This window comes from Methylobacterium fujisawaense, from assembly GCF_014138435.1.
Lineage (GTDB): Bacteria > Pseudomonadota > Alphaproteobacteria > Rhizobiales > Beijerinckiaceae > Methylobacterium > Methylobacterium fujisawaense.
Genome location: NZ_JACJIM010000010.1, coordinates 81,901 through 101,463, shown reverse-complemented (window position 1 = coordinate 101,463; position 19,563 = coordinate 81,901). Strand labels below are relative to the sequence as shown.

General features: G+C 71.0%; 22 protein-coding genes. 7 read left to right on the top strand and 15 right to left on the bottom strand.

Features of this window, described 5'->3' with window-relative positions; translation table 11 throughout:
- Positions 1–210: 210 nt before the first annotated feature.
- Positions 211–801 carry a PAS domain-containing protein gene (locus GGQ91_RS25530; protein WP_053608376.1) on the top strand — a complete coding sequence of 197 codons (591 nt, stop codon included), beginning with the start codon at positions 211–213 and terminating at the stop codon, positions 799–801.
- A gap of 16 nt (positions 802–817) precedes the next feature.
- Here the strand turns inward: GGQ91_RS25530 and GGQ91_RS25525 are convergent, their stop codons facing one another.
- From GGQ91_RS25525 to modC, 3 genes are all read right to left on the bottom strand, one after another.
- Positions 818–2,461 carry a TadG family pilus assembly protein gene (locus GGQ91_RS25525; RefSeq protein WP_343066862.1) on the bottom strand — a complete coding sequence of 548 codons (1,644 nt, stop codon included), beginning with the start codon at positions 2,459–2,461 and terminating at the stop codon, positions 818–820.
- On the bottom strand, positions 2,458–2,835 hold the full coding sequence (locus GGQ91_RS25520) for a TadE/TadG family type IV pilus assembly protein (RefSeq protein WP_236961402.1): 378 nt from the start codon (positions 2,833–2,835) through the stop codon (positions 2,458–2,460). Before GGQ91_RS25520 ends, GGQ91_RS25525 begins: the two co-directional genes overlap by 4 nt.
- Before the next feature lie 262 nt (positions 2,836–3,097).
- Positions 3,098–4,201 carry a molybdenum ABC transporter ATP-binding protein gene (gene modC / locus GGQ91_RS25515; RefSeq protein WP_182593134.1) on the bottom strand — a complete coding sequence of 368 codons (1,104 nt, stop codon included), beginning with the start codon at positions 4,199–4,201 and terminating at the stop codon, positions 3,098–3,100.
- 62 nt (positions 4,202–4,263) lie between these two features.
- Here modC and GGQ91_RS25510 point away from each other — a divergent pair, with 62 nt between their 5' ends.
- Positions 4,264–4,920: a glutathione S-transferase gene (locus GGQ91_RS25510; RefSeq protein ID WP_043384205.1), complete on the top strand. Its 657-nt coding sequence runs from the start codon at positions 4,264–4,266 to the stop codon at positions 4,918–4,920.
- Positions 4,921–4,950: 30 nt separating this feature from the next.
- Here GGQ91_RS25510 and modB read toward each other — a convergent pair whose 3' ends face one another.
- The 4 genes from modB to GGQ91_RS25490 form a co-directional block, all read right to left on the bottom strand.
- Positions 4,951–5,643: a molybdate ABC transporter permease subunit gene (modB, locus tag GGQ91_RS25505; protein WP_043345507.1), complete on the bottom strand. Its 693-nt coding sequence runs from the start codon at positions 5,641–5,643 to the stop codon at positions 4,951–4,953.
- Between the two features lie 15 nt (positions 5,644–5,658).
- Complete coding sequence (gene modA, locus GGQ91_RS25500) at positions 5,659–6,474, bottom strand: molybdate ABC transporter substrate-binding protein (RefSeq protein ID WP_182593133.1); 816 nt, start codon at positions 6,472–6,474, stop codon at positions 5,659–5,661.
- Positions 6,475–6,592: 118 nt separating this feature from the next.
- Complete coding sequence (locus GGQ91_RS25495) at positions 6,593–6,790, bottom strand: hypothetical protein (RefSeq protein ID WP_043345513.1); 198 nt, start codon at positions 6,788–6,790, stop codon at positions 6,593–6,595.
- A gap of 156 nt (positions 6,791–6,946) precedes the next feature.
- The gene (locus GGQ91_RS25490; RefSeq protein WP_167380412.1) at positions 6,947–7,090 is read right to left on the bottom strand and encodes a hypothetical protein; all 144 of its coding nucleotides are present in this window, start codon (positions 7,088–7,090) and stop codon (positions 6,947–6,949) included.
- 298 nt (positions 7,091–7,388) lie between these two features.
- Here GGQ91_RS25490 and GGQ91_RS25485 point away from each other — a divergent pair, with 298 nt between their 5' ends.
- Both GGQ91_RS25485 and GGQ91_RS25480 read left to right on the top strand, forming a co-directional pair.
- Positions 7,389–8,309 (top strand): 50S ribosomal protein L11 methyltransferase, encoded by a 921-nt coding sequence (locus GGQ91_RS25485; RefSeq protein ID WP_182593132.1) that lies wholly within the window; start codon positions 7,389–7,391, stop codon positions 8,307–8,309.
- 40 nt (positions 8,310–8,349) lie between these two features.
- Entirely contained in the window at positions 8,350–8,538 is a 189-nt protein-coding gene (locus tag GGQ91_RS25480) for a ribosome modulation factor (protein ID WP_043757574.1), read from the top strand.
- Here GGQ91_RS25480 and GGQ91_RS25475 read toward each other — a convergent pair whose 3' ends face one another.
- Positions 8,539–8,802, bottom strand: a complete 264-nt coding sequence (locus tag GGQ91_RS25475; protein ID WP_043757577.1) for a hypothetical protein — start codon at positions 8,800–8,802, stop codon at positions 8,539–8,541.
- 127 nt (positions 8,803–8,929) lie between these two features.
- Here GGQ91_RS25475 and GGQ91_RS25470 point away from each other — a divergent pair, with 127 nt between their 5' ends.
- Positions 8,930–10,768 (top strand): aminopeptidase P family protein, encoded by a 1,839-nt coding sequence (locus GGQ91_RS25470; protein WP_182593131.1) that lies wholly within the window; start codon positions 8,930–8,932, stop codon positions 10,766–10,768.
- Positions 10,769–10,887: 119 nt separating this feature from the next.
- Complete coding sequence (locus GGQ91_RS25465; RefSeq protein WP_182593130.1) at positions 10,888–13,059, top strand: protein-disulfide reductase DsbD family protein; 2,172 nt, start codon at positions 10,888–10,890, stop codon at positions 13,057–13,059.
- Positions 13,060–13,206: 147 nt separating this feature from the next.
- Here the strand turns inward: GGQ91_RS25465 and phoB are convergent, their stop codons facing one another.
- The 6 genes from phoB to pstS form a co-directional block, all read right to left on the bottom strand.
- Positions 13,207–13,902 carry a phosphate regulon transcriptional regulator PhoB gene (phoB, locus tag GGQ91_RS25460; protein ID WP_043345521.1) on the bottom strand — a complete coding sequence of 232 codons (696 nt, stop codon included), beginning with the start codon at positions 13,900–13,902 and terminating at the stop codon, positions 13,207–13,209.
- Between the two features lie 188 nt (positions 13,903–14,090).
- Positions 14,091–14,810 carry a phosphate signaling complex protein PhoU gene (gene phoU, locus GGQ91_RS25455; RefSeq protein WP_043345524.1) on the bottom strand — a complete coding sequence of 240 codons (720 nt, stop codon included), beginning with the start codon at positions 14,808–14,810 and terminating at the stop codon, positions 14,091–14,093.
- Between the two features lie 118 nt (positions 14,811–14,928).
- A complete protein-coding gene (pstB, locus tag GGQ91_RS25450; RefSeq protein ID WP_043345526.1) occupies positions 14,929–15,744 on the bottom strand; it encodes a phosphate ABC transporter ATP-binding protein PstB in 816 nt (271 codons plus the stop codon).
- Between the two features lie 20 nt (positions 15,745–15,764).
- Positions 15,765–16,655, bottom strand: coding sequence for a phosphate ABC transporter permease PstA (gene pstA / locus GGQ91_RS25445; RefSeq protein ID WP_075380270.1), 891 nt, complete (start codon positions 16,653–16,655; stop codon positions 15,765–15,767).
- Between the two features lie 12 nt (positions 16,656–16,667).
- A complete protein-coding gene (gene pstC / locus GGQ91_RS25440; RefSeq protein ID WP_043384217.1) occupies positions 16,668–17,645 on the bottom strand; it encodes a phosphate ABC transporter permease subunit PstC in 978 nt (325 codons plus the stop codon).
- A gap of 84 nt (positions 17,646–17,729) precedes the next feature.
- A complete protein-coding gene (gene pstS, locus GGQ91_RS25435) occupies positions 17,730–18,770 on the bottom strand; it encodes a phosphate ABC transporter substrate-binding protein PstS (RefSeq protein ID WP_043345532.1) in 1,041 nt (346 codons plus the stop codon).
- Positions 18,771–19,037: 267 nt separating this feature from the next.
- On the opposite strand from pstS, the gene GGQ91_RS25430 reads away from it, so the two are divergent.
- Entirely contained in the window at positions 19,038–19,283 is a 246-nt protein-coding gene (locus GGQ91_RS25430) for a hypothetical protein (RefSeq protein WP_043345535.1), read from the top strand.
- 15 nt (positions 19,284–19,298) lie between these two features.
- Here GGQ91_RS25430 and GGQ91_RS25425 read toward each other — a convergent pair whose 3' ends face one another.
- Positions 19,299–19,499 carry a hypothetical protein gene (locus tag GGQ91_RS25425; protein WP_043345537.1) on the bottom strand — a complete coding sequence of 67 codons (201 nt, stop codon included), beginning with the start codon at positions 19,497–19,499 and terminating at the stop codon, positions 19,299–19,301.
- Between the last annotated feature and the right edge of the window lie 64 nt (positions 19,500–19,563).

Below are 19,563 nucleotides of genomic sequence, written 5' to 3'. Positions count from 1 at the left end.
CGTGCTGCCGGGATTGCAACTTGGGCGGGTCGTTAGGCGAGCGCAACGAAGTGGACCCGCTGCCGGGAAAAGAGAATCGTGATGGAGGCTCAGTCGCGTACCGGGATAGATGCCTCGCTATGGGTTGAGTTAACTGCTCATTAATTCTATCAAAGGTTGTATGTCTCCGGCGAATGCGTGCATGCGGCACGCCGGAATCGGAGATCGCCCATGATTGCCGACGCGATCCAAGATCCCCGTCCTCGGCCCGTCGATCTCGCGGCCGCGCTGAACGCGTCCGGGATCATCGGTGCGTGGTCCTGGTCGCCGCGGGACGAGCGGTGCATCCTTGATGCCGGCGCCGCCGACGTTCTGGCCGGGGATTCCGGGCTCGCCGGACGTCCGCTCCCGCTCTCGGTCGCCAAGGCCTGCGTTCATCCCGAGGACCGGCCGGCCGTGGTGCGGCAGTTCAAGGCGGTGCGCGCGCGCGGCGGCCTGTTCGTGGCCGAGTACCGGACGCTGTCGCCCTCCGGCCAGGTCCGCCGGATCCTCGATCGCGGTCGCATTCCGGCGGGCGCGTCGAGCCGGCGCCTCGGACACGGCATCATCATCGACGTGACCGATGCGTCGCCGCCCGCGGATGTGGCGGCGGAGCCCGCGGACGCGCTCACGCAGGCGGTGGATCGGGCCCTCGAATGCCGCGACGCCCTGGAAGGGGTGGCGGATACCGAGCTTCAGCTCCTCGTCGACATGCTGCTGCTGCACCTCGGCCGGCACATCGCCAAGGCTTCCACGACCGGTGCGCGCGGTCGCGGCCACTGAGCCGGGCCGGCCCGGCTCACTGCACCAGAACGGCCTGGCTGCAGAGGGTGCCGTCGACATCGAGATCGGCGTAGCCGAGGCGCAGGCCGAGGCTGCGCAGCACGTTGTCGAGCACGAGGTCGATCGCGGGCGCCACGGCGCCCAGGGTCGTCGTCAGGGCCGACTGGAGCAGCGGAGCCACGCCGATCCCGTTGATGTTCAGCGTGAGGTTGCGCAGCAGGCTGCCGGTCAGCGACTGGGTCAGGTTGCCCGACGCGACCGAGCGCACGGTGTGGTTGGCGATGTCCGCCTCCGAGAAGGTCAGGGTCTGCGCGCCCGTACCCAGTGTCACCAGCGCGCGGCCGGAGACGGTGATCAGCGGCAGGGCGATCAGGGGGGCCGGTTGCGAGAGGTCCGGACCTGTGCTGCCGCCGTTGATCGCCGTGCGCGGCACGCCGGCGATCGCGAGGGTCGCCAGCCCGGTCTGCGCGTCGAGGGTGACCTGACGTCCGCTGGGCCCCGCGCAAGTGAGCGCCCGCAGGGTCGCCTGGGCAGGCGCCACCTCGGCGTAGACCGGCAGGGTGAGGCTCCCGAGTCCGAGGGGCGCCGTGACCGTGGCCTCGATCAGCAGCCGGGTCTGCGCGGTCTGCACGGTGGCGTTCGGGCTGCCCGGGCGGACCCAGCCCGAGCTGCGCTTGCGCTCGCCGATCGCCAGGGTCAAGCGGGTCGCGAGCAGGCCCGGAATGGTCGCCCCGAGATCGACCGCCACCTGGTTCTGGCCGTTCGCCAGCGCGGCCGCGGCACCCAGAAGGTTCAGCACGTTGAGGGAGGGGCCGGCGAAGCCCCGGGGCGGCGCCAGCGCCGCGGCATCGCCCAGCCCGTCCACCTGGCCGATCGCGATGAGGTTGCCGGCATTCGGCAGGGCGTTGAGGATTCCCGAGAGGGCCGAGACGACGCTGCCATTGTCCTGCGCGGCGACCCGGAGCGCCATCAACATCTGCCCGACGCTGGCCTGCGCCTGGACGATGTCGGTGTAGTTCGCCGCCTGCATGTTGAGGCTCGCCCCGAGCGCGTCGAGCACCCGCAGACCGTCCACGCGGGCGCTCGCCAGGGCGTCGTAGTCGCTGACGCTGAGCGACAGCTTGGCGCCCAGAAGCGCGCCGAGCAGGGCGTTGGCGATGCCGCCCTGGAGTTGCAGGGTGCCGGAACCGATCGTGAAGGCGGCGAACTGCGCGCTCGCCGCGGTGCCCGTGACCCGCAGGGGCACCGCGGCCGGAAGGCCGATCGCCCGGCCGAAGGTCACAGGGACCGAAGTCGAGAGACCGACCCGCACGGCGTTGGCCGGGCTGCCGCCGGCCTTGAACCGGCTGCCGGGCGCGGTTCCCGGCGCGCTGGCGTCGTAGCTGCCCGGGCTGACCGTGGCGGTCGCCGTGGCGTAGCCGTTGTCGCCGAGGGAGCGCCGCGCCGCCGTGTCCGCCTGGGCCGGATCGACGGCCGCCAGCATGGCGGCGATGTCCACCGCCCCCTGTGCCTTGCGCCGCGCCTGGAAGACCATGCCGAGGTCGATCCCGACCGCGCCCGCTCCCATCAGCATCGCGCTGCCGAGGGCGACCAGGATCGCGACGTTGCCGCCCCGGGCCGCCCGGAAGGGCCGTGCCCGGCCTGCGCGCGGCCCGGTCACAGGCCGCCCTTTCGAACGCTGACGGTGCTGCGCAGCACGCTCGGCAGCATCGGCAGCAGGCGGGAAAAGACGTTGATGCCCAGCGTCGTGGCGTCGAGGGTGACGGTGACCGTGTACACCGTGGCGTCGCTGGGATCCGGCCCGACCTGCACGACGATGCTGCCCGGCCGGAACATCGCGCCGGCGTTCAGGCTCTGGTTCACCATTTTCTGGGCGAGGCTGGCGCGCTCGGAATCGGTGACGCCCGCCACGGAGGCGCGTGCCGCCTCCGCGGCGATCTGGCGGAGGTTGTGGGCCGCGCCGAGACAGATCCCGAACACCGCGATCCCGGCGAACAGCAGGAGCAGCATGGGCGCCACGAGGGCGAACTCCACCGCAGAGCTGCCCCGCCGGCAGGTCCACCCCTTCGGCGCGCCACGCCGGCGCAAGCGCCGCAAGTCCATCGCATCGCCCTCCACGGGTCGCGCAGCCCGATGACTGCACGACCTATGGTGGCGCCGATCTTCTAACCAATGGTTGTTTTAATCGTCGATTATACAACCTTTGGGCGAAAACAGCCGCTCCGGTGCGGCGCCGGCAGGGGGGACCGCGCTGCGCCACCGCGTGCGGCGCCGACGCCGTCGCGCCGGGGCGGCCTCAGATGGCCGTCGGCGGCCGCAGCAGACCGATGCCGGCGGGATCGAAGGCCGCGCTCTTGATAATGGCATGAACGTCGCGCCCCGGCACCAGCCCGAGTTCGCGGACGGCAGCGGCGGTGACGCGCGCCACGAGGCGCGCGCCGTTGCAATCGATCTCCACCGCCGTCTCGGCTCCCGCCGGGGCGAGCCCGCAGATCCGGCCCGCCAGCACGTTGCGGGCGCTGAGCCCGCGAGGGCGCTCTGTGGCGACGAGCACGTCGCGGGCGGGAATTCGGACGCGCAGCCGCGTTCCGGGTGGGCGCGACAGCCCCGGCACCAGCAGGCGCCCGGCAGCGCCCGTCAGACGCGTGAGCCCGGTGGCGTCATCGACGGCCTCGACGACCATGTCGAGCAGCGCGCCGGCTTCGGCCTCGTGGATCGGGACGAGATCGGCCCGGCGCAGGATCGTTTCCGCGGGGCCGGCGGCGGCCACGCGCCCGGATTCCAGCACGATCACCGTGGTGGCGAGCCGTGCCACCTCGGACACCGCGTGGCTGACATAGATGATCGGGATGCCGGCCTCGTCGCGCAGGCGCTCGATATAGGGGAGGATCTCGGCCTTGCGGGCCTCGTCCAGGGCCGCGAGGGGCTCGTCCATCAGCAGGAGGCGCGGTCTGGCCAGGAGGGCCCGGCCGATCGCCACCCGCTGGCGCTCACCCCCCGAGAGCCCGGCAGGCCGCCGGTCGAGGAGATGGTCGATCCCGAGCATGCCCGTCACCGCCGCGAAGGCCACCGGGTCGGCACGGTGCCGGGCGAAGATGCGGCCGTAGCCGAGGTTGGTCCGGACGCTGAGATGCGGGAACAGCCGCGCATCCTGGAACACCACGCCGACCTGTCGCCGATGCGGCGGCAGGATCAGTCCCGCCGCGGTATCGACCCATGGGGCCCCCCCGACCGTGATCCGGCCCCGATCCGGGCGGGCGAGGCCGGCGATCAGGTCGATCAACGTGGTCTTCCCCGAGCCCGAGCGCCCGAACAGGGCGGTGAGCCCCGGCCCGGCCTCGAAGGCGGCCTCGAGCGCGAAGGCGCCGCGCCGGATCTGGACGTCGACCTGGATGCTCACGCGGCGGGACTCGGGTAACAGGGGCCGCGGCGCGTTCCGGCGCCGGCCCGGACTCGCCCGCGATGATTACGGTCCATCACCTCGAGAACAGCCGGTCGCAGCGCGTGCTCTGGCTGCTGGAGGAACTCGGCCTGCCCTATCGCGTGACGCGCTATGCCCGCGATCCCCGGACCCTGCGCGCGCCCCCCGAGCTCGTGGCCGTGCACCCGCTCGGCAAGGCGCCGGTGATCACCGACGGCGAGACGGTGGTCGCCGAGACCGGCGCCATCGTCGCCTATCTCACGGAGCTGGCCGGCGCGAGGCTCGTGCCCGAACCAGGGACGGAGGCGCGGCGGCGCTACGTCTACTGGTCGCATTACGCCGAAGGGTCGGCGATGCCGCCGCTGCTGCTGAAGCTGGTCTTCGGTCGGCTGGCGCCGAGCAGCCCTTGGCTGCTGCGGCCCCTCGTGCGCCGGATCGCCGACACGGTGCTGCGGGGCTTCGTCGATCCGGATCTGCGCCGGCATGCGGCCTTCTGGGAGGCGGAGCTCGCGGACCGGCCGTATTTCTGCGGCACCGATTTCTCCGCGGCCGATATCCTGATGAGCTTCCCGCTGGAGGCTTTCGCGGCGCGCGGCACGGGAACGGGCCCGCAGGTCACGGATTGGCTCGCACGCATCCATACCCGCCCGGCCTATCAGAGGGCGCTGCAGCAGGGCGGCCCCTACGCCTATGCCTGAGCGGGTCTCCCCCTTAGAGGCGGCGGCCATTCAGCCCGCCCCCAGCCGTCGACCGGCCCGCGTGGCGAGGACTTCCGAGATCAGAAGGGCCGAGACCGACAGCGCGATCGAGATCAGGGTGAGGCGCAGGGCAGGCCCCTCCCCGCCGGGCACCTGCGTCAGCGTGTAGATCGCCGACGGCAGCGTCTGGGTCTCGCCGGGGATGTTCGACACGAACGTGATGGTCGCGCCGAACTCGCCCATCGCCTTGGCGAAGGCCAGCACGGCCCCGGCGAGGCAACCGGGCAGGCTGAGCGGCAGCGTGATGGTCAGGAACACCGCGAAGGGATTCGCCCCCAGCGTCCCGGCCGCCTGCTCCAGCCGCCGGTCGACCGCCTCGATCGACAGCCGCATCGCCCGCACCATGAGCGGGAACCCCATCACCGCGCAGGCGAGCGCCGCTCCGGTCCAGCGGAAGGAGAGCACCACGCCGATCTCGGCGAGGGGGGCGCCGAGCAGACCGCGCCGGCCGAAGGCCAGCAGCAGCAGGTAGCCGGTGACCACCGGGGGGAGGATCAGCGGCAGGTGGACCAGCCCGTCGAGCAGGGCGCGGCCGGGAAAGCGGCGCCGCGCCAGCAGCCACGCCACGGCGAGGCCGGGCACGAGGCTCGCAAGCGTCGCCACCGTCGCCACCCGAAGGCTCAGGCCGACGGCGGTCCACTCCTCCGGGGTCAGACCGAACACGGGGCCGGCGCGCCGCTACTGGCTGGCGCCGGGCTGCGCAACCACCGTGAAGCCCTGGCGCTCGAAGAAGCCCCGGGCCTCCGGGCCGCGCAGGTAGCCGAGCAGGGCTCCGGCATCCGGGTTGCGCGAAACCTTGGTCACGGCCGCCGGATAGATGATCGGCGGGTGGCTGTCGGCCGGGAAGGTCGCCAGCACGTGGACGCTCGGGTCCGCGGCGGCGTCGGTGGCATAGACGATGCCGAGGGGCGCCTCGCCCCGCGCGACGAGCAGCAGGGCGGCGCGCACGTTCTCCGCCTGCGCCACCTGCCCCTTCACGGCGTCCCAGGCGCCGAGCTTCTCCAGGGCCGCCTTGCCGTACTTGCCGGCCGGGACGGCGTCGATCGTCGCCATGGCCAGCCGGCCGCCGCCGAGAATCCGCGTCAGCGTGGTGCCGAGGTCCGGCGCCAGGGCGATCTGCGGGTCCGCGGCGCCGTTCTTCGGACCCGGCGCGATCAGCACCAGGGCATTGCGCAGGAAATCGATCCGCGAGCCGGTCTTCAGGAGCCCGGCCCGGTCAACGTAGTCCATCCAGGCGAGGTCGGCCGAGATGAACAGGTCCGCCGGCGCCCCCGCCTCGATCTGCTTGGCGAGGGCGTTCGAGCCCGCATAGGAGACCCGCGCGGTCTTGCCCGACGCCCTGGTCCAGGCGGCCGAAGCGTCGTCGAGGGCGTTCTTGAGGCTGGCGGCCGCGAACACCACGACGGGCTCCTCCGCCCGCGCCGCCCGATCCCCGGGGGTGAGCGCCAGCGTTGCGAGGGCCAGCGTGGCCAGGATCCGTCGGGTCAGGCGCATGGATGGGGTCTCCCCGGTCGCGACCCGCTATATCCAGCGGGGAACGACGGGGATCATAGGGACGCCGCGGCCGCCGGCCAAGGCCGGCGGTCGCGCCGGGAAGGACGCCCTCGTCGGATCACCCCAGATTGGCGTCGCGGCGATCCTTGGGCTCGGCCTCGGCGCGGTGCAGGCGGCTCAGCAGAACCAAGAGGTGGCCCGGGAGGGGCCCGTCCGGTGCGGGGCCCCCGAAGATCCGCTCACGCGGTCGGGACTGCACGGCCGTGCCGGTGACGACCACGGGCCCACGGGGGCCGGAACGCCGGGACTTGGTCACGCTGTACGCACCCTGCTCAATCGTGATTCACGTAAAAAGCCGGCAAAAACGCCGCCCGAAGCGGCTGGTTCCACGGCCCCGGTGGATCATGTGATTAACGCGCGACCATCGTGCCGCATTCCTGGGCAGTCGCGCGCACGAATCGAAAGGCGGGGCTCACCAGGTCCGGATGTCGCGGCCTTCCACCGGCTGACTCTCCGGCGCGCCGCTCATGCCGTCCGCAACCAGCAGCGCCCACAGCGTGGCCGCGGCCGTGGTCACAACCGCGAAGGCGACGCTGATAAGGAGAGGCGATGTCATGGCAGCACGATCGTCTGTCAAAACCGGCGCGCCGCTCCACGAAGTGCGGCGCGCCTGAGTCGAGGGTCTGGCCTTGGGGAAGCCGAGATTGTTTAAGCACGCGCGATGCCCCTGGACACTGATTTAGATCGCTGAGATCACAAGTATTCACCCTTGTGTCTGTCCGGCAACAAAGGGCGGGACCGCGCGTCGGCCGCGCGTCGGCCGCGTCTCCCGGGCCTCCCTGCGCCGGCGGGGACCGTATTTTTTCGCGTTAGCCCCTGGGCTGCGGCGCGCCCCGGCGTTACAGCCCGGCATCATGCTCGAAGGCCTGCCGCCCCACCGCCCGTCTCACGTCCTGCGCCTGCTGACCGATGAACGGTCGGCCCGGGCGATGACCGACCTCCTGGGTGAGATGTTCGATCCCATGGACACGGCCGTCGCCGCCTTCGAGGACGAGGACGGCCGCACGTGGCGCCTCGAAGCCTATTTCGCCGACGCGCCCGACGAGGATTACGTCCGGGACCTGATCCGGCCCGTCATCGGCGATGCGGCGGATGCGGCCGAGTTTCGCACCATCGCGCAGCAGGATTGGGTGCGCGCGTCGCTCGAGGGGCTGAAGCCGGTTCGGGCGGGACGCTTCCTCGTCCACGGCTCGCATGACCGCGACGCCGTGCGGGGCAACGATCTGCCCATCGAGATCGAGGCGGCCCTCGCCTTCGGTACCGGCCACCATGGGACCACCCTGGGCTGTCTGCGCGCGCTGGTCTCGGAGCTGAAGCGCCGGCGCCCGGCCCATGTCCTCGATGTCGGTACGGGAACCGGGATCCTCGCCTTCGCGGCCGCCAAGGCCCTGCGGCAACCCGTCGTGGCCGGCGACCTCGACGCGGAGGCCGTGCGCACGGCCCGCGAGAACGCCCGGGCCAACGGGCTCGGGCCCTATCTCAAGCTCTACGAGGGGCCGGGGGTGCGCCACCGCCTCGCCGACCGACCGCGCCATTTCGATCTCGTCTTTGCCAACATCCTGGCCCGGCCCCTGCGGCTCCTCGCGCCGACGCTGACGCGCGTGGTCGCCTCCGGGGGCGTTCTGGTCCTGTCCGGCCTGATCGCGCGCGACGTGCCCGGCGTCCTCTCGGCCTACCGCCTCCAGGGCTTCTCCCTCGTCCGCCGCGGCATGATCGAGGGCTGGGTCGCCCTGGTCCTGATGCGCGGCGGCGCCGCCCGCCGCCCACGGCCCTGAGGCGCCCCGAACCGGCGGCGCGCCGGCGCGTTGATTGGCCATGAGCCAGACGTCGCTCCATGATCCGCCTGCGGACCCCATCGCCGAGGGCGCCCGCGCCCGGGCCCAGGGCCGTCCCAAGGACGCGTGCCCCTATCCGGCGAATTCGCCCGCACGCGTTGCGTGGTTCGAAGGCTATGACGGCGCGCCCATCGAGCGCATGCCGGACCTGCCGGTCACGAAGCGCTGATCAGCGCGCGGTGCGGAGGCGGCCCGACGGCGTCGAACCATCCGAGGTGGGGGCGGTTTCTGTTGCTGTTTCCGCCCCGTCTGCCCGCGACACGGGAGCGCCGAGCGCCGCCATCAGAACGCGCAGACCGTCCACCCATTCCTCGAGTTCGGCGAGCGAATCGAATCCGTCCCGGCGAACCACCGTGTCGGGTTCGATCGTCACGATGGCGTCGAAGCGGCCATCGGGTCTGTCGCTGATCCGGTAGTAGACGCGGCGTGGCATGTCTGAGGAATAGGCCAAATCCGGCGGCGTGATAAGATTGTTAGCGATCTTTTAGGCACCGCACCCGGGCGCCTCCTCTGAGGACGGGGTGTTGCGGCGTGGGAGCGGCGGGCGCTAGGCTCGCCTCATGACTGAGCCCCGTCCGCCCCAGCCGCGTCAGCGCTTCCAGAGTTTCGACGACCCGAGCCACCGGAAGGGCGCCGAGCGGATCGAGGCCTTGCGGGCCGCTCTCCGCGAGCACGGGATCGACGGTTTCGTCGTGCCCCGGGCGGACGAGCACCAGTCCGAATACGTTCCGGCCGACGCCGAACGGCTGGCTTGGCTCACCGGCTTCACCGGCTCTGCGGGGACGGCCGTGATCCTGATGGAATCCGCGGCGCTGGTCGTCGACGGCCGCTACACCCTGCAGGCGCCCGAACAGGTCGATACCGGCATCCTCACGGTGGTGCCGCTGGCCGAGTCGACGCCGGAAGCCTGGATCGGCGTCAACCTCAAGAGGGATCAGGTTCTGGGCTACGATCCCTGGCTGCATACACCCGACGGTCTCGCACGCCTGGAGCGGGCCGCCACCCGGGCCGGCGGCACCGTGCGGGCCGTGCCGAACCTCGTCGACGCCGTCTGGGCGGGCCGCCCGAGGGCCCCCGCCGGACCGGTTGTGCTCCATCCGGATGCCCTGTGCGGCGAGGCCTGCACCGACAAAATCGCCCGGATCCGGGCGGCCCTCGCCGAGGGCGGCTGCGATGCCCTGGTCATCTCGGATCCGCACAATCTCGCCTGGGCCTTCAACCTGCGCGGCTCCGATGTCGGTCACACGCCCCTGGCCCTCGGCTATGCCATCCTGCCGCGCGAGGGGTTGGCGCGGCTGTTCCTGGTCTCGCCCGAGGTCGATCCGGCGCTGCGCGCGGTGCTGGCCCCGATCGCCGAGATCCTGCCCCGGGCGGAACTGGACGACGGGCTGGGATCCCTCGCCGGCGTGCGTGTCCGCCTCGACGCGGCGACCGGCGCCGTCGCCCTGAAGGAAAAGATCGAGGCTGCCGGCGGCACCGCCGATGTCGGCAAGGATCCGATCACCGGCATGAAGGCGGTCAAGAACGCCGCCGAGATCGCCGGTGCGCGCGCCGCCCATGTCCGCGACGGGGCGAGTGTCGTGCGGTTTCTTGCCTGGCTCGACGGTGCGGCCGCGGCCGGGGGCCTCACCGAGATCGCCGCCGTCGAGGCCCTTGAGGATTTCCGCGCGGCGGGCGGCGATCTGCGCGAGGTCTCGTTCCCGACGATCTCGGGATCCGGGCCGAACGGCGCGATCGTCCATTACCGGGTGAGCCGCGCCACCGACCGGACGGTCCGGACCGGCGAGTTGTTCCTGATCGATTCCGGTGCGCAGTATCCGGACGGCACCACCGACATCACCCGCACGGTCGCGGTGGGCACGCCGAGCGCCGAGATGCGCGACCGTTACACCCGGGTGCTGAAGGGCCACGTCGCGATTGCCCGGGCGGTGTTTCCTGTCGGCACGACCGGCGCCCAGATCGACGCCTTCGCCCGGGCGCCGCTCTGGCAGGCGGGGCTCGACTTCGATCACGGCACCGGCCACGGCGTCGGCGCCTTCCTGTCGGTGCACGAGGGACCGCAGCGGATCGCCAAGACCGGCACGGTGGCGCTGGAGCCCGGCATGATCCTGTCGAACGAGCCTGGCTATTACGCCCGCGGCGCCTACGGCATCCGGATCGAGAACCTCGTGCTGGTCGAGCCCCGCACGATCGCGGGCGGCGAGCGCCCGATGTTGGGCTTCGAGACCCTGACGCTCGCCCCCTATGATCGGCGGCTGATCCAGCCGGACCTCCTCGAACCGGAGGAGCGCGCCTGGATCGATGCCTATCATGCCCGGGTGCGCGAGACCCTGGCGCCCCGGGTCGATGCCGGGACGCGCGACTGGCTGGAGCGTGCGACCGTGCCGCTCGCGGACTGAGCGATCGGCGTGGGATCCCGGGCGCGGCCCGTGTTAAGACCCACCGCCATCGAAACGCCCGCGCTGGCCCGGATACACCGCGCGTGAAACCGCGCCCGCCCTGCGCGCGAAGGGACAGCATGATCCGCCGCCTCGCCATTCTGATCCTGGCCTTCGCCGCGAGCCTCTCGGCCGCCGCAGCCCAAGGGGTCCCGCAGGGCTTCCGCACGCCGGCCGACCTCGTGCGGGCGAGCCTCGTGGCCGAGCCCGCCGCGGTCGCCGGCGCGCAGCCGTTCACGCTGGCGGTGCGGATGCAGATCAAGCCCGGCTGGCACGTCTACTGGCGCAACCCGGGCGATTCCGGACTGCCTCCGGAGGTGACCTGGACCCTGCCGGCCGGCTTCAACGCCAGCGCGATCCGGTGGCCGGCGCCGGAGCGCATCCCGATCGCGACCCTCATGAATTACGGCTACGAGGGTGAGGTCACGCTCCTCGTGCCCGTGACGCCGCCGCCGAGCCTCGACCCGGCCAATCCCGTTCAGATCCAGGCGAAGCTGACCTATCTCGTCTGCGAGACCGAGTGCGTCCCCGGTTCGGCCGATCTCGCGCTCACCCTGCCGGTGGGCAAGGCCGAGCCGGACCCGGCCAACGCCGCGCTGTTCGCGCGCGCCCGGGCTGCCCTGCCCGCGCCGGCGCTCTGGCCCCTGCGCCTGTCGAGCCAGGGCGACACGCTCCAGCTCGATTTCGCCGCGACCGGCCTGAAACCGGAATCCATCCGGAACGCCGCCTACTTCCCCTATGCCGAGACGGCGATCGACAACGCCGCCGCGCAGGTGATGACCGTCGACGAGACCGGTCTGCATCTGACCATCGCGCGCAGCAGCCCGACCGATCCTGTGCCCGCGGCCCTGCCCGGCGTCCTGACGATCGACGAGATCGGCACGGACGGCACCCGCCGCCTCGCCTTCGCGTATGGTGACGAGCCGGTGCTTCCTGCCGTCGCGGCCGCGTCGAGCGCGCCGAATCCGGCCGGAGCCCCGCCGGCCGCCGCCGAGTTCGACGCGCTGACCCTCGCGACCGCCGCGGCCTTCGCCTTTCTGGGCGGCCTGATCCTCAACCTGATGCCCTGCGTCTTCCCGGTGCTGTCCATCAAGGTGCTGAGCCTCGTGCGGCATGCCGGCGAGGGCCCGGCGCGGCTGCGGCTGCACGGCCTCGCCTACACGGCCGGCGTGCTGGCGAGCTTCCTCGGCCTCGCATCCCTGCTGATCGCCCTGAAGGGTGGCGGGGCCGCGATCGGCTGGGGCTTCCAGCTGCAATCGCCCGCCATGGTCGCAGCCCTCGCCTATCTGCTGTTCGCGATGGGCCTGAGCCTGTCCGGGGTGGTCCATGTCGGCGGCCGGCTCGCCGGCCTCGGAGACGGCCTGACCCGGCGTGCCGGCCTGAGCGGCTCGTTCTTCACGGGCGTGCTGGCGACCCTGGTGGCGACCCCCTGCACGGCGCCGTTCATGGGCTCGGCGGTGGGCTTCGCGCTGACGCAGAGTGCCGGTGTCGCGCTCGCCGTCTTCGCGAGCCTCGGCCTCGGCCTCGCCCTGCCCTTCCTGGTGCTGACCCTCTGGCCGCCGGCCCTGCGGGCGCTGCCGCGGCCGGGCGCCTGGATGGAGACCCTCAAACAGGTCCTGGCCTTCCCGGTCTACGCCACCGTGGCCTGGCTGATCTGGGTTCTGGCCCAGCAGGTCGATCCGCGTGGGCTGCTGGCGGCGCTGATCGGCCTCGTCCTGGTGGGCTTCGCCGCCTGGGCCTGGGAACACGGCCGCGCCGCCGCGCCCGGGGCCGGCCGGGTCGCGCGGGTCGCTGCGGCCCTCGCGCTGATCGCCGTGTCGGCCCTCGCCGTGACCCTTCCGCGGGACCGCGCCGCGCCGTCGGCGCAGGCCGCCGCCGACGGGGTCGAGTCCTTTACTCAAGCGCGTCTCGACGCCCTGGTGGACGCGCACCGCCCCGTCTTCGTGGACATGACCGCCGCGTGGTGCATCACCTGCGCGGTGAACGAGGCGACCTCCCTCAACACCAAGGCCGTGCGGGCCGCGATGGCCGAGCGCGGCGTGACCTACATGAAGGGCGACTGGACCAACCAGAATCCCGAGATCACCCGTCTGCTGGAGAAGCACGGGCGCAGCGGCGTGCCGCTCTACCTCCTCTATACCGGAACCGGAGCGCCTCAGGTGCTTCCGCAGATCCTCACCGAGGGGACGGTTCTGGCGGCGCTCGACGCCGTGCCGGTCGCGTCCGGCCGGAGCGCGGCGCTGACCCGCTGAATCTGCGCGAGGCCCGGGGGCCCGCCGGGCCTCGCAGCATCCGCCGGCCTCGGGCGTCCCCGGCTCCCTTCGCTGCACGCGGGCGGGCGGCGCGGCCGACCGGCCTCCGGCCCGAAACGCTTTGTCCCGGAACGCTTCGCGCCCGTCTCAAGCGTCGAGCGAGAACGTCTCGTCGAAGGCGTAGCCCGAGCCGCGGACCGTACGGATCGGGTCGGCTTGACGCGGGCCGTTCAGTGCCTTGCGCAGCCGCCCGACATGGACGTCGACCGTGCGCTCGTCGATGTAGACGTCGTGTCCCCAGACCCCGTCGAGGAGCTGCTCGCGGGAGAAGACCCGGCCCGGCGCCAGCATCAGGAATTCCAGCAGACGGAACTCTGTGGGGCCGAGATGCAGCTCCTCGCCGCCGCGGCGGACGCGATGGCCGGTGCGGTCGAGTTCGAGGTCGCCCGCCGCCAGCCGGTCCGAGACGTGGGCGGGCTTGGCCCGGCGGAGCAGCGCGCGGATCCGGGCGAGCAGTTCCGGGACGGAGAACGGCTTGACGATGTAGTCGTCGGCGCCCGTCCCGAGACCGCGGATCCGGTCGCCCTCCTCGCCCCGGGCGGTGAGCATGATCACGGGCAGCCGCTCGGTCTCCCGGCGCGCCCGGATCCGCCGGCACAGCTCGATGCCCGACAGGCCGGGCAGCATCCAGTCGAGCAGGACGAGATCGGGGATCCGCTCCGCCAGGAGCAGCTCCGCGTCGTCGCCGCGAGCCGCGGAATCCACCAGAAAGCCCTCGGCTTCCAGATTGTAGCGCAGCAGCGTGGTCAGCGCCTCCTCGTCCTCGACGATCAGGACTTGCATGCTCACGTTCGAAGATCCGTTCACGAAGCGGCGCCATACGGCCTGCAGGCGCGCCGACTCTCCTTGGAGTTGGCGGGCAGGCGGAGGGTGCAGGAGGCGCCGCTCAGCCTCAACCCGCACGCTCCGATTCTCCGGCGGCGCCCCACAGGAGCGCGCGCAGGCCGACGCCTGGACCGGGGGCGGCCCGCTTACGGAGCCGGCACCCCGTCCACGGTCGCATAGTTCGACGCATCGTTCTTCGGCCGGTCGCCCGCTAGGGCCTCGCCCGTGGCGAGATAGTGGATCGTCTCGGCGATGTTGGTGGTGTGGTCGCCGATCCGCTCGACGTTCTTGGCGCAGAACAGAAGATGCGTGCAGAACGAGATGTTGCGCGGATCCTCCATCATGTAGGTCAGGAGCTCGCGGAACAGCGAATTGTACAGGGCGTCGATCTCGCCGTCCCGCTCCCAGACATCGTGGGCTGCCTGGACGTCGCGGCTCGCATAGGCGTCGAGAACGTCCTTGAGCTGGCCCTCCGCGAGGTCGCTCATGTGGCGCACACCGAGAACGATCTTCTGGGCCGGCGCCTGATCGGAGATCGCCACCACCCGCTTGGCGACGTTCTTGGCGAGGTCGCCGATCCGCTCGAGGTCGCCGGAGACGCGGATCGCCGAGATCGTCTCACGCAGATCGATCGCCAGGGGCTGACGCCGGGCGATCAACAGCACGGCGCGCTCCTCGATGTCCCGCTGCAGGGCGTCGAGGCGCTTGTCGGCGACGATCACCGCCTGGGCGAGCGTGTCGTCCCGGCGCACGAGGGCGTCCGTCGCCTCCGCGGTCATCTTCTCGGCCACGCCGCCCATCTCCGAGATCGAGCGACGCAGGTTCTCCAGGTCGGTGTCGTAGGAGGTGACGATATGGCCGGGCATGGCGAATCCTTCGATGGGTCCCGGGGGCGGCGCTCCGGGGAGGCCCTCGGGGACCCGCCGGCCCTCCGCGGATGCGGCGACCGGACGGCCTTCCCCGAGACCGGAGCGTCCAGGCAGACTAGCCGAACCGGCCGGTGATGTAGTCCTGGGTGCGGCGTTCCGTCGGGTTCATGAACATCCGGTTGGTCGGACCGAACTCGATCAGCTGGCCCAGATACATGAAGGCGGTGAACTGCGAGATGCGCGCCGCCTGCTGCATGTTGTGGGTGACGATCACGATGGTGAACTCGTCGCGCAACTGCTCGATCAGCTCCTCGATGCGGCCGGTGGAGATCGGGTCGAGGGCCGAGGTCGGCTCGTCGAACAGGATCACCTCCGGGCGCTGCGCCACCGTGCGGGCGATGCACAGGCGCTGCTGCTGGCCGCCCGACAGGCCCGTGCCCTGCTGCTTGAGCTTGTCCTTCACCTCGTCCCAGAGGGCGGCCTTGCGCAGGGAGGCCTCGATCCGGCCGTCGAGTTCGGATTTCGGCAGCTTCTCGTAGAGGCGCAGGCCGAAGGCGACGTTGTCATAGATCGACATCGGGAACGGCGTCGGCTTCTGGAACACCATGCCGATGCGCGAGCGCAGCTCGTTCAGGTCGATGGATGGGCTGAGGATGTTCTCCCCGTCCAGGAGGATCTCGCCCTCGGCCCGCTGCTCCGGATAGAGGCTGTAGATCCGGTTGAAGCAGCGCAGCAGGGTGGACTTGCCGCAGCCCGAGGGCCCGATCAGCGCCGTGACCTGCCGGTCGTGAAAGTTGAGGTTGACGTCCTTCAACCCGTGGAAGCTGCCGTAGTAGAAGTTCAGGCGCTTCACGGCGATCCGCACGGGACCGCCCTCGTCGGCGCGGTTGCGGTTCAGCTCGACCGTAGGGATCGCGGAGGCGGCGTTCATCGTCGTGTCCTCGAATGGTCTCAGCGCGAGGTCTGCGGCTTGATCACAAGGCGGGCAATGATCGACAGCACCAGGATGGTGGCGGTGATCAGAAGCGCGCCGGCCCAGGCGAGGCCCTGCCAGTTCGGGTAGGGCGACAGGGCGAACTGGTAGATCATCACCGGCAGGTTCGCGACGCCACCCATCAGGTTGGCCGAGAACCAGGAATTGTTGTTGAGGGCGGTGAACAGCAATGGCGCCGTCTCGCCGGCGATGCGCGCCAGGGCCAGGATGATCCCGGTGACGATGCCAGCCGAGGCCGCCCGCCACGTGACGTTGATGATCACCGTCGAGGGCGGCGCCCCGAGCGCCGCGCCGGCCTCCCGCAGGGTTCCGGGGACGAGCCGCAGCATGTCCTCGGTGGTGCGGACGATCACCGGAACGGCGATGATCGCGAGCGCGACGCCGCCGGCCCAGCCCGAATAGGTGCCCATCGGCCGCACCATCAGGGTGTAGACGAACAGGCCGATCAGGATCGACGGCGCCGAGAGCAGGATGTCGTTGAGGAAGCGGATCAGGGCCGCGAGCTTCGAGCCGCGCCCGTACTCGGCCAGGAAGGTCCCGGCCATGACGCCGACCGGCGTCGCGATCACGATGCCGATCCCGGTCAGGACGAGGCTGCCCAGAATGGCGTTGGCGATGCCGCCGCCCTCGGATCCGGGGCCCGGCGTCGGGTTGGTGAACAGGGTCGGCGTGAAGCCGCGCACGCCCTGGACGATCAGCATCACCAGGATCGAGCCCAGGACCAGGGCACCCACCAGCGTCGCCCCGGTGCAGGCAACCCGCAGCGTGCGGTCGGCGATGCGCCGGCCCTGACGGACCCGGCCGGAGCGGCGCCGGGGCGCCGCGGTCATCGTGGGGGAGGCGTCCATCGCGCGTGCTCCTCAGGCGGCCTGGACGCGGCGCGTCAGCAGCCGGGCGATGATGAGAACCACGAAGGTGATCACGAACAGGATGCAGCCCAGAGCCATCAGGGCGTTGAGCTGGAGGCCGTCGGCTTCGTTGAACTCGTTGGCGATGCGCGACGCGATGGTCGAGCTCGGATCGAAGATCGAGGCCGAGAGGCGGTTGGCGTTGCCGACCACGAAGGTCACCGCCATCGTCTCGCCCAGCGCCCGGCCGAGGCCGAGCATGATCGCCCCGATGATCGAGACCGAGGCCTGCGGCACCAGCACGTGGCGCACCACCTCCCAGGTGGTGCAGCCGATGCCGTAGGCGCTCTCGCGCAGCACGGTCGGGATCTGGTCGAGCATGTCGCGGGCGATCGAGGCGATGAACGGCACGATCATGATCGCCAGGATGATCCCGGCGGTGAAGACGCCGACGCCCGAGGGAACCCGGGCGTAGAACAAGGTGCCGACGATCGGCATGCCCTCGACGACGTTCGAGACCGGGATCTGGATGTAGCGCGCGAAGAGCGGCGCGAACACGAACAGGCCCCACATGCCGTAGATGATGCTGGGCACGGCGGCGAGCAGCTCGATCGTCATGGCGACCGGCTTGCGGGCCCAGCCCGGGCAGAGCTGGGTGAGGTAGACGGCGATCCCGAGGGAGACGGGGACGCCGATCAGGAGCGCCAGGAAGGCGGAGGCGACGGTCCCGATCACCGCCACCAGGGCGCCGTACTGCTCGGTCCCGACGTTCCAGGCGCTGGAGGTCAGGAATCCGAAGCCGAATTCGCGGAAGGCGGGCCAACCGCCGTAGAGGATCGAGCCCAGGATGCCGGCGAGGACGAGCAGCACCAGCAGCGCTGCGGCATACGAGGAGGTCCGGAACAGGGTGTCGAGGCTCCGGCTCGGCGCCTTCCGCGCCGTCGCGGAACGGGTTCGGCCGAGGGCGATCGATTCTGTCAAAGCGGGCATCCGCTGTTCTCTGCGAAGAGGGCGTGGTAGCGCGGGGCGTTCCGAGAAGCGAGGGAGGAGGTTCCCACCTCCTCCCGGCCACGCTCACATGTTGAAGACGGGCTTACCGTCCTTGCCCTTCACGTCCTTCCACTCCTGGTGGATCAGCTCGACGACGTTGTCCGGCAGCGGGACATAGTCGAGGTCGACGGCAAGCTTGTCGCCGTTCTTGTAGGCCCAGTTGAAGAACTTGAGCACATCGGCGGACTTGGCCGGATCGACGGCATCCTTGTGGACCAGGATGAAGGTCGCCGCCGTGATCGGCCACGCCGCCTCGCCCGGCTGGTTGGTCAGGGAGATGCCGAAGCCCGGGGTCGCCTTCCAGTCGGCGCTCGCCGCCGCGGCCTGGAACGCCTTGTCGTCGGGCTGCGGATACTTGCCGGCCTTGTTCTGCAGCAGGGCGTAGGAAAGCTTGTTCTGCTTGGCGTAGGCCGACTCGACGTAGCCGATCGCGTTCGGGACCTGCTTCACCGTGGCGGTCACGCCCTCGTTGCCCTTGCCACCCTGCCCCACCGGCCAGGAGATCGTCGTGGCGGCGCCGTATTCCTTCTTCCAGGGCTCGGAGACCTGGGACAGGTAGGTGGTGAAGATGTTGGTCGTGCCCGACGCGTCGGAGCGGTAGACCGGGGTGATGTTGGAGTCGGGGAGCTTCAGCCCGTCATTGAGTTTCGCGATCCGCGGATCGCTCCACTTGGCGATCTTGCCGGCATAGATGTCGGCCAGCACGTCGCCGGTGAGCTTGAGCTTGCCCGGCTCGATCCCGGGGATGTTCACCACCGGCACGACGCCGCCCATCACGGTCGGGAACTGGACGAGACCGTCCTTGGCGAGCTGCTCGGGCTTGAGGGGCGCGTCGGTGGCGCCGAAATCGACCGTCTTCGCCTGGATCTGCTTGATGCCGCCCCCGGAGCCGATCGACTGGTAGTTGAGGCCCGAGCCGGTCTCCTTGCGATAGGCCTCGGCCCACTTGGAGTAGACCGGGAAGGGGAACGTAGCTCCGGCGCCGGTGATATCGGCGGCGAGCGCCGCGGACGCCAGCTGAACCGTCGCGAGGCCGACGGCGAGCGCGTAAGCGAAGGGTCTCAAGGGATTCTCCGTTGCCGTCGGGCAAGAGCCTGCGCTGCCCTGCCGGCAAGCCCATGCCCGCGGCAGAGCTCTGCGGCCGAACTTCCGAAGAGACCCAGCGCCGGCCGCCCGATGGAGGGGCGCATACGACAGGCAGATGACACCGGGATGACATCGCGCCGCGGGCCGGACGGCACGGTTCGTGGATCTCGCGCGTTCATAACCCGCATGGGCAGCGGCAATGCCGGGGCAATGCCAGCGGCAGTGACAGCGGGAGGACGTCGGATCGTGGGCGGCGAGGAGGTCGATACGGGGGCGGATGCCGACCCGGTCTGGTCGGCCCTGCATGCGGAGCGGGAGGCCGTGGAGCGTGCCCTCACGCTGGCGCAGGCGCGCCAGAAATTCTCCACCGATCCGGAGCTGGCGGCCGCAGCGCGGCGCGAGGAGGCCGAGCTGCTGGTCAACCTCGACCGGGTGCTGACGTTGATTCGTGCCGCCGAGTATCGTCGACGGCCGGGGGCGCGCCGCTGGTAGCGGCGTGGGGCCGGATCAGATCGCCCGGCGCAGCTCCCGCTCCTTCTGGCGCAGTCGCAGAAGCAGCTCGACGTGCGTGTCGGTGATCGGCTGCGTGTCGACGCTGCCTTCGTAGACCGTGCGAAGGTTGAGGCCGAGCTGGCGCGTGTCGAGCGCCCGCTTCAGCGACTGTCCCGCAGGCAGATGCCCATCGGACTCGACGATAGCCGGCTTCATGGCTCCCTCCCGCCCATCGACCGCCCATGCCTTCCGCGGTACCGGGATGACGGCACTTTCAAGT